The following is an 11524-nucleotide window of genomic DNA, read 5'->3' as shown; positions in this document are numbered from 1 at the left end:
TTTTGAAGGAGCCTGCGACGCGCAAAACCGAGTGAGTCGCTTATGCCGAATCTCGAGACCTGATGGAGTGAAAGTATCCAGACAGATAGCAGAAGCCTCGATTCGGCAGGAGAGGTGGGACAACCGCTAGTGCTTTTTTGTTGTTCGTTGTTAGTGGCTCGTGGCTAGTGGGGAATGAGCGGCTTCCTATCCGACCAGGGTTCCCTGGGGTTTGTAGGGGCCGATCTTTAACCTCTCAGACCGCCTTTGGCGGTCAGCTCCCCTATAAAGGGAGCCTTGGGCGGCCCCCTTGAACTGGTGATGTACACGTCATACATGACATGTGATGCATGAAAACACGCACATATATCAAACATACGTTATGCTCACATAGTCATAGCGGGCTTGCCACGTGCAAGCCCCTACGGAGCAGTCCGCTGGACTGCGGTGGCTAACTGCTGACGGCTGACAGCGAACTGCGAACTGCGGCCTGCGGCCTGCGAAACAGCGGGCCGCCCGCTGGGACGGCCCCTACGAGTGGATGACGGCTAGTCTCCCTGTGTGCGCTGGAAGATGGCGGTGACTGTCGTTCCTTTATGGAGGGTACTGTCTAATTCCAGTTTGGCATTATTGGCTTTGGCGATGTATTTGGCGATGGACAATCCCAGCCCGGATCCGCCTGTGTCTTTGGTACGGGATGAATCGACGCGATAGAAGCGTTCAAAAACGCGTTCCAGGTCTTTTTTTGGGATGCCAATACCCGTATCGCTGATGATGTAGCGGATGGTCTTTTCGTCGGCCTGGCAGGTCAGGGTGACCTGGCCGCCGGCAGGTGTATATTTCAAGGCATTATCGATGAAGATGCGCAGCATCTGTTTGACGCTGCCCGGTTCTGCTGTAATCAGGGCCTCGTCGTTTTGACGCAGGATAATCTGGTGTTCTTTGTCGATGAGGCTGATTTCGCTATAGACTTCCTGCAAAAGGTCAGCCGTATTGATTTTCGTAAAATGCTTCAACAGCGTTCCATTGTTGGAACGAGCGAAGAAAAGCAGCCGTTCGATGAGCTGCTTCATATAATCCGTTTCCGAACGGATGGCTGTCAGGCTTTCGTTGAGGACCGCCGGGTCATCTTTGCCCCAGCGGCATAAGAGGTCGGCGTAGCCGGCAATGACCGTGATCGGCGTCCGCAATTCGTGGGATGCGTCGCTGATGAACTGCTGTTGTTGTTTATAGCCATATTCGATGCGGTCCAGGGCCTGGTTGATGCTGACAGCCAGGTCATGGAGCTCATTTTTATTATCGGACAAGGCGATACGGTTATCCAGGCGGTTGACTTCAATGGTCTTGACCGTGTCATTGATGACCTGTAAGGGTGCCAGAGACCGCTTCATGAGGTACATGCCCGTGAAGATAGTCAGAATCAGGCTGATGAGGACCGAAGCCAGGAGCTGTTTCGATAAGAGCGATACGAAGCCGGTTTCCTTATCCGGGCGCTGGGAAAAACGCAGGTAGTAGTTCTTTCCCTGCTTGTCCGTCCAGAGCTGATAATAAGAGAATTCAGATGATTCGTTGCCCTGGACGCTGGTGGGCAGCGGCTTTTTCTGTGGATTGCTTATGGCGTCGTCGATGTAGCGGTCGCTCAGTTTGCGGACAGCATGAGTCGGGCCGTTGTCGACGATGAGATGGCCTGCGCCGTCATAAATCTGTAAATTCATCGACGGTGGCACGTTGGCACGGACGAAAATCGTCGTATCGACCTTCCCGTAGTCGTCCAGGTATTGGACGGCAGCTGTGGCGCGGGACTTCAATTCATCGCGCAGGGAGTCGTTCATGATGTAGTGGACACTGGTAATGGTTACGACGGATACGGTCAGAAGGATGAAAAAGACGATAGACGAGTAGAGCAGGACCATTTTGGCAAAAATGGGCAGGGGAGCGATGAGCAGGTGCCGCGTCAGCCAATGATTAATCTTCTGCCACATAGCCGACTCCACGGACCGTACGGATATAGTTGCGCCCGTTCGGGCCCAGTTTGCTGCGCAGGTAACGGATATAGACGTCGACGATGTTCGTGTCGCCGATGTAATCGTAGCCCCAGACCTCTTCGACGATGCGCGACCGCGAAAGGACGATATTCTTGTTCCGGACTAAATAGGCGAGGAGCTCGAATTCTTTCTTCGTCAATTTGAGCTTTTTTGTGCCCTTCATGACTTCATGACGGTCGAGGAATAACGTGATGTCATTCAGCTGGAGAAAGTTTCCCCGGTCGGCCAGCTGATGGCGTTCTCGCAAAAGTACACGGATGCGGGCAAAGAGTTCCTTGCTGTTGAACGGTTTGGTCAGATAGTCATTGGCGCCGATGTCCAGGCTGACGACTTTCGTTTCGATATCGTCTTTAGCCGAGAGCATCATGATCGGGACGTTCGATAGTTCCCGGGTCCGCTTACAGATGGTCAGGCCGTCGACGTCGGGCAGCATGATGTCCAGCAGGATAAGGTCGAAGTGTTCCTGGCCGATACGGTCCAGGGCGGCGGCACCGTTGTATTCGATGCCACATTCATAGCCTTCATGTTCCAACTCCATTTGCAGGAAGCGGGCGATTTGTTTTTCGTCTTCGACGATTAAGATATGTGTCTTTTCGGTCATATAACAACCTCCCCAAAAAAGAATTTGCACACTCTAAGCCATATACGTATTATTATAACGTATAAACTCCCTTTTTTGTACTACCCATTTGGACATTGTTACAAAAATATCACGAAAATTTAATCTATTTTTAATCTTTAGGGATTTACTTTTCGCCAGAACCTGTTATTATAGTATATGTAGAACAGATCATCTACGAGACGTTGAAGAAGTAAGTTGTTCATATACCCCTCGAACACCCCTATCTTATTTTCTTCAACTGCTGAGATATTGTCTTCCCCCGATGATATCTTGCAAAAAGAGAAAGCCGGCTCCCCTCGCCGGCTTTTTTCTGTTTCTGCTAGAAATGATTTTGGCGAAATTTTGAGAAAAATTTTTTGGCAATGGTAAAAAGCTAGGAAATATCTATATCTTTACCCATTCGGTATCCATTGACAAGTCTGTCCATTCGTGTAATAATGAGGAAGACGAAGGGGAGATTCCCCCGAAGGCTTGATGTTTGGAGGTGAAAACCATGCATGTTATTTCCGACGAATGCGTAAAATGCGGCGCTTGCGCTAGCACTTGCCCGACCGGTGCCATCGAAGAAGGCGAAACGAAATACGTTGTAACTGATTCCTGCATCGACTGCGGTGCTTGCGAATCCGCTTGTCCTACAGGCGCTATCTCCGCTGAATAATTGCTTCGGCAAAAAGGTTGTCGCAGAAGGCTTTGGCCATCATGCGGCAGCCTTTTTTTGTTGAACTTTCTCCGCTTCTGTGATAGGATAAAAGCACTGTAAGATGCATAATAGGAGGAATCTGCTTTGTACGTATTAGGCATTGCCCTGGCCGTGACCGTTGTCGATCAGCTCACGAAATTCGCTGTCCAGCAGTTCATGGCCCTTCATGAATCCATTCCGGTCATTCCGGGATTTTTTCATATTACTTATATTTTGAATCGCGGTGCGGCTTTTGGAATCTTGGAAAATCAGCAGTGGCTCTTTCTGGTCATCGCCCTGCTCTTATTCCTGCTGTATGGCTTGTTCCGCAAGAAATTGCCGGTGACGCCCTGGGTCTATGGCGGGGCTGGCCTGCTTTTGGGTGGGGCTCTTGGCAATGCCCTGGATCGGACGCTCCGCGGGGCGGTAACGGATTTCTTCGATTTTCGCATCTGGCCCGTATTCAACGTCGCCGATATCGGCATCGTCGTCGGCGTCGCGTTGTTGTTATGGTATAGTTGGACCCATATTTCGGATAAATGAGGATGAAGACATGGAAGAAAAGAATTTAATCGTCACAGAACAGGAACAGGGGAAGCGGCTGGATGTCTATTTGACGTCGGCCCTGGATATTTCGCGCAGTTATGCCCAGCAGCTCATTCAGCGCAAGGAAGTCACCGTCAACGGCAAGGAAGCCAAAGCCAACCGTCGTCTTAACGAAGGCGACCAGGTGCAGGCTGTCATGGAAGTGCAGGAAGAATACAAGGTAGTCCCGCAGGACATCCCGTTGGATATCGTCTATGAAGATAAGGATATCATCGTCGTCAATAAAGCGCGCGGCATGGTCGTCCATCCGGCTGCAGGAAATCCCGATGGGACCCTGGTCAACGCGCTGCTCTATCACTGCAAAGGAGAATTATCGGGCATCAACGGCGTCATCCGTCCGGGTATCGTCCATCGCCTGGACAAGGATACGTCAGGTGTCATGGTCGCTGCCAAGACCGATGAAGCCCATAAGGGACTGGCTGAACAGATCAAGGAACATTCGGCGCACCGCACGTACTGGGCTCTGGTCCACGGCAATATCTCGGAAGAACGGGGCATCGTCGATGCGCCTATCGGCCGCCATCCCAAAGACCGGGTCAAGATGGCTGTCACCTTTAAAGGCGGCCGTGAAGCCGTGACCCATTTCCGGGTATTGAAGCGCTATGGGGATTACACTTGGGTCGAATGTAAGCTGGAAACGGGCCGGACTCATCAGATACGCGTCCACATGGCTTATATCCATCATCCTGTCGTCAACGATCCTTTGTATGGCTACAAGAAAGACGATTTCCCTATCGACGGCCAGGCTCTTCACTCCCATTGCTTAGACTTGATCCATCCGATTACGGGGAAGGCCATGCATTTTGAAGCGCCGGCGCCGGCTGATTTCCTGGCCTGCCTGGAACGGGCGGAAGAGAAAGACTGACAGGTGGTGAGTCACATGTGGAAAGAAAAGACACTGCTCATGGATGAAAAAGCAATCGGCCGGGCTATCCGCCGTATTGCCCATGAAATCATTGAACGCAATAAAGGACTGGACAAGACGGTACTCGTCGGTATCCATACGCGCGGCGTCCCATTGGCCCAGCGCCTGGGCCGGGAACTGGCAGCTATCGAAGGCCGGGATGTGCCCGTATATGATCTCGATATTTCGGCTTATCGCGACGACGACCGCAAGAGCCCTATCGCCGTCAGCGATGCCGGGAAATTCGATGCCGACGGCCAGACGGTCATCTTAGTCGACGACGTCTTGTTCACAGGGCGGACCGTCCGGTCGGCCCTCAATGCCATTATGGAATTGGGGCGGCCTCAGTTCATCGAACTGGCTGTTCTCGTCGACCGGGGCCATCGGGAACTGCCGATCCGCGCCGATTATGTCGGCAAAAATGTGCCGACGTCGCGGAAGGAAGACGTGTCGGTCCAGTTAAAAGAAACCGATTCGTGTGACCGCGTCGTCCTGCGGGAACAGAATTGATTTTCCCCTTGTTTCTTGCTATACTTAAGTGAACATCGCACGAAGTTTTCGACCATCTTATCTGGTTACTTTGGCTTTAATGTTTGGGGTTTGATGTAAATTTTTAACCATCCGCTAACAACTAACTGCTAGCCACTAACCACTTAAAAGGGCTTGTCGCACGTGCGACAAGTCTTTTTAACTATATATGGAAAGAAGGGGTATCATGAAAAAAATTGTCAATGATGTCAATCACGTCGAAGAGGAAATGATTCAGGGCCTGGTCAAATCGGCACCGAAGAAGCTGCGCAAGCTCGATTATGGGACCATCGTCGTCCGGGCAGACAAAAAAGAAGGCAAAGTCGCCCTGGTCAGTGGCGGCGGCAGTGGCCATGAACCAGCTCATGCCGGTTACGTGGGTACAGGGATGCTCGACTGCGCCGTTGCCGGGACGGTCTTCACGTCGCCGACACCGGACCAGGTCCTGGAAGGCATCAAAGCTGTAGCGACGGATAAAGGCGTCCTCTGCGTCGTCAAGAACTATACGGGCGACGTCATGAACTTTGAAATGGCCATCGAAATGGCTGCCGATGAAGATATCAAGGCCGACTATGTCGTCGTCAACGATGACGTCGCCGTCCGGGACAGCCTGTATACGACGGGCCGCCGCGGCGTAGCCGGTACGATTTTCGTCCATAAGATAGCCGGTGCCAAAGCCGAACAGGGCGCTGAACTGCCGGAAGTCAAGGCTGTCGCTGAAAAGGTCATCGCCAACGTCCGCTCCATGGGCATGGCTATCGAACCGTGCACCGTGCCGGCTGCCGGGAAACCGGGTTTTGAACTGGCCGATGACGAAATGGAAATCGGTATCGGCATCCATGGCGAACCGGGGACGCATCGGGAAAAACTGCGTCCGGCCAATGAAATCGCCAAGATGCTCGTCGACCAGATCCTGGCAGACCTCGACTATAAAGGCCATGAAGTCGTCGTCCTTATCAACGGCATGGGCGGGACGCCGCTCATGGAACTGTACATCGTCAACAACTTCGTACAGGATTATCTCAAGGAACAGGGAATCACCGTTTATGACACGATGGTCGGCAATTACATGACGTCTATCGAAATGGCGGGCTTCTCCATCACTCTCCTGCGCCTGGATGACGAAATGAAAGGTCTCTATGACGCACCGGCCGATACACTGGCCTGGAAAAAATAAGAGGGGATGAGTTCATTGGATACGAAACAGATGGCAGCCATCATCGAAGGGATGGCTAAGAAAATTGAAGCAGAAAAAGAATATTTGACCGAGCTCGACAACGAAATCGGCGACGGCGACCACGGTATCAACCTGGCCCGCGGTTTTGAAGCCGTTGAAAAGAAGCTGCCATCCCTGGCAGGCGGTGATATCGGGGCCCTGCTCAAAGGTGTCGGCATGCAGCTCGTGTCGACGGTTGGCGGCGCATCGGGACCGCTCTATGGGACGGCCTTCATGAAAGCCGGCATGGCCTGCAAGGGCCTGACGGAAATCGATGGCCCCGCTTTCGTCAAAGCCATGGAAGCCGCTGTCGACGGCATCAAGATGCGCGGCAAAGCGACGGAAGGCGAAAAGACCATGCTCGATGCACTGTGCCCGGCGCTGAAGGTCATGCAGGACGACGTGGCTGCCGGAAAATCATTGAAAGAAGCCTTGCAGGATGCAGCCAAAGCTGCGGAAAAAGGCGTAGAATACACGAAGACCATTATCGCTACGAAAGGTCGTGCCAGCTATTTAGGCGAACGCAGCCTGGGCCATCAGGATCCCGGCGCTACGTCATCGCTCTATTTACTGCAGGTCCTGGCAGAAATGGCCTGATTTTTAGGAGTGAAGGAAAAGATGGTAGGAATCGTATTGATTTCCCACAGCCAGAAGGCCGCTGAAGGTGCTGTTGAACTGGCCCGCATGATGGCGCCTGATGCGCCTGTCATCGCTGCTGGCGGACTCGAAGACGGCAGCTTGGGAACGAGTTTTGAGAAAATCACGGCAGCTGTCGAAGCCGCAGACCAAGGCGATGGCGTTGCCTGCATCATGGATATGGGCAGTGCCGTCATGACGGCAGAAATGGTCGCTGAAAGCCTGGACGACCGGCAGATACAGCTCTTGGACTGCCCCTTCGTCGAAGGTGCAGTCATTGCCGCCATTGAAGCGGCTGGCGGTACGCCTCTGACTGCCATGCAGGATAAAGTGGAAGCCAGCCGGGATAGGAAGCTGTAAGCCGTCATGATGAAGCGTTTCTTGAAGCGGCTGCTCCTGTTCATGGTCTGCTTGGCTGTCATCTTAGGCGGCATCGGGGCTTATATCGGCAACATGGCTTATGAAGAATTTTATGATGCCCCCTGGGACCAGCTCCTGGGCATCGAGAACCACAGCCGTGACGTGTCTACTGTCCGCCAGTGGGAAAAGGAACGGGGCTGGGAACCGGTCCGGGTCAATGGCCAGGACGGGACGATCCTGCGCGGGACGTATATCGAGAACCGCCATGATTCCCATAAGACGGTCATCCTCATCCACGGCCTCTACCAGAACCGATCCATGTGCCTGCCGTATATGGAAGTGTACCGCCGCCTGGGCTATAATATCCTGCTCATCGACCTGCGGGGCCATGGCGAAAGTGAAGGCGCCCACACGGAATGGGGTATCCGGGAAATCGATGACCTGGCCATGTGGTGCCAATGGCTGCGCAACCGCGATGAACAGATGACCATCGGCCTGCACGGCGTCTCTCTCGGGGCGGCTATGGCCCTGCTGTATGCCGGCAGTGAATACGGAAAGGACCTATCCTTTGTCGTCGCCGATAGTTCTTATGGCAACATCATCTCTCTGGGACGGGAGAAATTGTGGCAGGCTTCGGGGGACAAACGGGCTATCTGGAGTTATGATCTCCTCGATCCTTTCTTCCAGGCAGCTATGTTCTACCATACGCACAAGACCGTGTCTTCCCTGGAACCGGCGCAGGCTGTCAAGCGGATGAAGATGCCTGTCCTCTTCCTGCATGGCAGTGATGATGCCCTGGTACCGGTCAAGACAGCGAAGAGCCTTTATGATAATTGTACGAGCCCAAAAAAAGAACTCTATATTTTTGCTGACTCGCCTCATGCTGTCGGCATTCAAACGGACCGCAGCGAATACTTGCGTGTCGTAAGCCGTTTCCTGCAAAAGGATGTCAGCGATGACTAGGAAGAGGTCGGACTATGCATTTCCGATACTTGACTATTTCCCGTCATCCTGCTATTATTAGTATAGTTAATGACCGCCATCTACTATATGTAGTAGATGGCGGTCATGCGTTTGCTATACGCAGTGGAGGAGGAAGATTGATGAACGAACAAGAATGGCTCGGTGCAGATAATCAGCTCGGCCTCGATATTTGGAAGAATAAATATTGCGATAATGGCGAAACTTTTGACCATTGGGTCGGCCGCATCAGCGGCGGTGATGAAGAAGTCGCCGATTTGATCAAAGCCAAGAAATTTCTCTTTGGCGGCCGCATCCTGGCCAACCGGGGATTGGAATATGAAGGCAAGAAGATCACCTTGTCCAACTGCTACGTCATGACGCCGCCGGAAGACAGCATCGAAAGCATCTTCGACAGGGCCGGTAAATTAGCCCGGACCTACAGCTACGGTGGTGGCTGCGGCATCGATATTTCCCGCCTGAGCCCGAAGGGAGCGCGCATCAACAACGCGGCAAAGGAAACAAGCGGTTCCATTTCCTTTATGACCCTGTATTCGCTGGTCACGGAACTAATCGGCCAGAACGGCCGGCGCGGGGCTTTGATGATTTCCATTGACTGTGCTCATCCCGATGTCCTGGATTTCATCAAACTCAAGACGGACCTCAATAAGGTGACCAAGGCCAATATTTCCATCCGCCTGAGCAATGAATTCATGGAAGCCGTCAAGGAACACAAACAGTTCCGTCTCCACTTCAAGCGGCAGGAAACGGGACAGGTCATCGAAAGCCTGGTCAATGCAGCCGATGTCTTCCGCCTGGTTGCCGAAACGAACTGGGATTATGCCGAACCGGGCGCGCTGTTCTGGGACCGCATTAAATCGTGGAACCTGCTGGCCAATACACCGGAATTTTCCTTTGCCGGCGTCAATCCCTGCGCCGAAGAACCCTTGCCGGCTGGCGGTTCCTGTCTCTTGGGCAGCATGAACCTGGCCAACTTCGTCAACGCTCCCTTTACGCCGAATGCCACTTTTGATTTCGATGAATTCAAGCGCTGCGTCCGCATTGCCGTCCGGGCTCTCAACGATGTCCTCGAAGAAGGGCTGCCCCTGCATCCTTTGGAAGAACAACGGGAAAGCGTCAAAGCCTGGCGCCAGATCGGCCTGGGCATCATGGGCCTCGGCGACATGCTCATCCAGATGGGCCTGACCTATGGCAGTACCGATGCCGTCGCTTTCTGCCATGACATCGGCTTCGCCATGGCGGATACGGCGATTGCGGCATCGGCGGAACTGGCTCATCAGCGTGGGGCCTTCGAGAAATGCCACATCGATGAAATCATGAGTACGCCGTACTTCAAAGCCAATACGACGGAAGCGACGGCCAAACTGGTCAAGGCATACGGCCTGCGCAATTCCCAGCTCCTGACCATCGCCCCGACAGGGACTTTGTCGACGATGCTCGGCATTTCCGGCGGCATCGAACCGATTTATGCGAACTTCTATGAACGCAAGACGGAATCCCTCCACGGCACGGACGTCTATTATAAAGTCTACACGCCTATCGTCGAACGCTACATGAAGAAGCACCACATCAAAGACGACGGCCAGCTTCCGGAATACTTCGTCACGGCCCTGACCCTGGATTATCACGAACGCGTCGAAATGCAGGCGGCCTGGCAGCAGCACATCGATGCGTCCATCAGCTCGACGGTCAACGTGCCCAACAGCTTTACCGTAGAAGATACGGAAGACCTCTATCTCCTGGCCTATGAAAAAGGCTGCAAAGGGATGACTTTATTCCGTGATGGCTGCAAGCGGGCCGGCATCCTGACGACTCATGAAGAAGAAAAGCGCGTCCCCACGGCTGGTGAAGGCCTGGACCGCGGTGAAATCGTCAGCATCGACGATAACGTCATCGGCAAGAAACGCAAGCTCATCACGGGCTGCGGCAGCCTGCACTGCATGGCTTTCTTTGATCCCCAGACAGGGGCTCTCTTGGAAACGTACCTCAGCAAGGGGTCGACCGGCGGCTGCAACAACTTCATGATCGGCTTGTCGCGCATGATTTCCATCAGCGCCCGCGCCGGCATCGATATCTATACCATCGTCGACCAGCTCAATTCGACAGGCAACTGCCCGTCCTATTCGGTGCGCCGGGCGACGCGCGGCGATACCAGCCGCGGTTCGTGCTGCCCTATGGCCGTCGGCAATGCCCTGCTGGATATGTTCGACGAAGTCCAGGAAGAACTGAATCAGACGGCATCCGTCGCCAGTGGCCATACACCGGTCAAGAAGACGCCGGCCCGGCCGAAAGCAGAAAAAAAAGTCACAGCAGAAAGTATGCTCTGCCCGCAGTGTGGTGAACCCTTAGTTTTTGAAGGCGGCTGCAACACCTGCAAGAACTGCGGCTGGAGTAAATGCAATTAAGTGGCACGGCTCATTGGCCCTTTCCTGTTCGTCACAGCCTAGGCCGTCCTCTGCTGCGTTGTCGTCAGTCGGCATAGCTCCACTATGCCTCCTTCCTCCGCCTTGCATAGGGCGGCCTATCCTGCAATGAACTGTAGGAAAAGCCAATGAGTCGTGTCACTATCTGTCCCGACTTTTTGAAGAAAGGCGGCAAACAGACATCACCCTAGCCGGCATCAGACTCTGTACTTGGGAGACTAGAAAAGCCAATGAGTCGTGTCACTATCTGTCCCGGCTTTTTGAGAGAAAGGCGGCAAACGGATATCACCCTAGCCGGCCTCAGATTCTGGTAGTATGAGAGACTGGAAAAGCCGATGAGTCGGGTTACTAGCTTTTCTTGCTTTTGTAGGGAAAAGCGGCAAATGACGTCTCCCTAGCCGGCATCAGACTCTGTACTTGGGAGACTAGAAAAGCCAATGAGTCGTGTCACTATCTGTCCCGGCTTTTTAGGAGAAAGGCGGCAAACTGACATCATCCTAGCCGGCCTCAAACTCTGGTACTATGAAAGACTGGAAAAGCCAATG

General features: G+C 53.3%; 11 protein-coding genes. 9 read left to right on the top strand and 2 right to left on the bottom strand.

Translation table 11 applies throughout. The features are described 5' to 3' along the window. Positions 1–527: 527 nt before the first annotated feature. Positions 528–1961 carry a sensor histidine kinase gene (locus ACE418_RS02770; RefSeq protein ID WP_416449163.1) on the bottom strand — a complete coding sequence of 478 codons (1434 nt, stop codon included), beginning with the start codon at positions 1959–1961 and terminating at the stop codon, positions 528–530. Then, positions 1945–2625 carry a response regulator transcription factor gene (locus tag ACE418_RS02765; RefSeq protein WP_020309681.1) on the bottom strand — a complete coding sequence of 227 codons (681 nt, stop codon included), beginning with the start codon at positions 2623–2625 and terminating at the stop codon, positions 1945–1947. Before ACE418_RS02765 ends, ACE418_RS02770 begins: the two co-directional genes overlap by 17 nt. A gap of 514 nt (positions 2626–3139) precedes the next feature. Here ACE418_RS02765 and ACE418_RS02760 point away from each other — a divergent pair. From ACE418_RS02760 to ACE418_RS02720, 9 genes are all read left to right on the top strand, one after another. Continuing rightward, a complete protein-coding gene (locus tag ACE418_RS02760; protein WP_014015850.1) occupies positions 3140–3304 on the top strand; it encodes a DUF362 domain-containing protein in 165 nt (54 codons plus the stop codon). Between the two features lie 126 nt (positions 3305–3430). Next, the gene (gene lspA / locus ACE418_RS02755; RefSeq protein WP_416449162.1) at positions 3431–3868 is read left to right on the top strand and encodes a signal peptidase II; all 438 of its coding nucleotides are present in this window, start codon (positions 3431–3433) and stop codon (positions 3866–3868) included. Between the two features lie 10 nt (positions 3869–3878). Further along, positions 3879–4796: an RluA family pseudouridine synthase gene (locus ACE418_RS02750; protein WP_416449161.1), complete on the top strand. Its 918-nt coding sequence runs from the start codon at positions 3879–3881 to the stop codon at positions 4794–4796. 15 nt (positions 4797–4811) lie between these two features. Continuing rightward, positions 4812–5345: a bifunctional pyr operon transcriptional regulator/uracil phosphoribosyltransferase PyrR gene (pyrR, locus tag ACE418_RS02745; RefSeq protein ID WP_292261590.1), complete on the top strand. Its 534-nt coding sequence runs from the start codon at positions 4812–4814 to the stop codon at positions 5343–5345. Positions 5346–5550: 205 nt separating this feature from the next. Continuing rightward, a complete protein-coding gene (dhaK, locus tag ACE418_RS02740; protein WP_416449160.1) occupies positions 5551–6540 on the top strand; it encodes a dihydroxyacetone kinase subunit DhaK in 990 nt (329 codons plus the stop codon). A 6-nt stretch (positions 6541–6546) separates the two neighbouring features. After that, complete coding sequence (gene dhaL / locus ACE418_RS02735) at positions 6547–7176, top strand: dihydroxyacetone kinase subunit DhaL (RefSeq protein ID WP_416449158.1); 630 nt, start codon at positions 6547–6549, stop codon at positions 7174–7176. A gap of 21 nt (positions 7177–7197) precedes the next feature. Next, positions 7198–7575, top strand: coding sequence for a dihydroxyacetone kinase phosphoryl donor subunit DhaM (dhaM, locus tag ACE418_RS02730; RefSeq protein ID WP_416449156.1), 378 nt, complete (start codon positions 7198–7200; stop codon positions 7573–7575). 6 nt (positions 7576–7581) lie between these two features. Beyond that, entirely contained in the window at positions 7582–8538 is a 957-nt protein-coding gene (locus ACE418_RS02725; protein WP_416449155.1) for an alpha/beta hydrolase, read from the top strand. A 140-nt stretch (positions 8539–8678) separates the two neighbouring features. After that, positions 8679–10961 carry an adenosylcobalamin-dependent ribonucleoside-diphosphate reductase gene (locus tag ACE418_RS02720; RefSeq protein ID WP_416449153.1) on the top strand — a complete coding sequence of 761 codons (2283 nt, stop codon included), beginning with the start codon at positions 8679–8681 and terminating at the stop codon, positions 10959–10961. The last annotated feature ends 563 nt before the right edge of the window (positions 10962–11524 follow it).

The organism is Megasphaera jansseni (genome assembly GCF_047974155.1).
In the GTDB taxonomy this organism is placed as follows: Bacteria; Bacillota; Negativicutes; order Veillonellales; family Megasphaeraceae; genus Megasphaera.
The sequence above is the reverse complement of the archived record's forward strand: the minus strand, read 5'-3'. Positions and strand labels throughout refer to the sequence as shown.

Bases quoted from the DNA above. Each gene is read 5' to 3' on its own strand.
- ACE418_RS02750 (WP_416449161.1), top strand. From the start codon at position 3,879: ATGGAAGAAAAGAATTTAATCGTCACAGAACAGGAACAGGGGAAGCGG.
- dhaM (WP_416449156.1), top strand. From the start codon at position 7,198: ATGGTAGGAATCGTATTGATTTCCCACAGCCAGAAGGCCGCTGAAGGT.
- ACE418_RS02720 (WP_416449153.1), top strand. From the start codon at position 8,679: ATGAACGAACAAGAATGGCTCGGTGCAGATAATCAGCTCGGCCTCGAT.
- ACE418_RS02770 (WP_416449163.1), bottom strand. From the start codon at position 1,961: ATGTGGCAGAAGATTAATCATTGGCTGACGCGGCACCTGCTCATCGCT.
- pyrR (WP_292261590.1), top strand. From the start codon at position 4,812: ATGTGGAAAGAAAAGACACTGCTCATGGATGAAAAAGCAATCGGCCGG.
- ACE418_RS02760 (WP_014015850.1), top strand. From the start codon at position 3,140: ATGCATGTTATTTCCGACGAATGCGTAAAATGCGGCGCTTGCGCTAGC.
- dhaK (WP_416449160.1), top strand. From the start codon at position 5,551: ATGAAAAAAATTGTCAATGATGTCAATCACGTCGAAGAGGAAATGATT.
- ACE418_RS02725 (WP_416449155.1), top strand. From the start codon at position 7,582: ATGATGAAGCGTTTCTTGAAGCGGCTGCTCCTGTTCATGGTCTGCTTG.
- dhaL (WP_416449158.1), top strand. From the start codon at position 6,547: ATGAGTTCATTGGATACGAAACAGATGGCAGCCATCATCGAAGGGATG.
- ACE418_RS02765 (WP_020309681.1), bottom strand. From the start codon at position 2,625: ATGACCGAAAAGACACATATCTTAATCGTCGAAGACGAAAAACAAATC.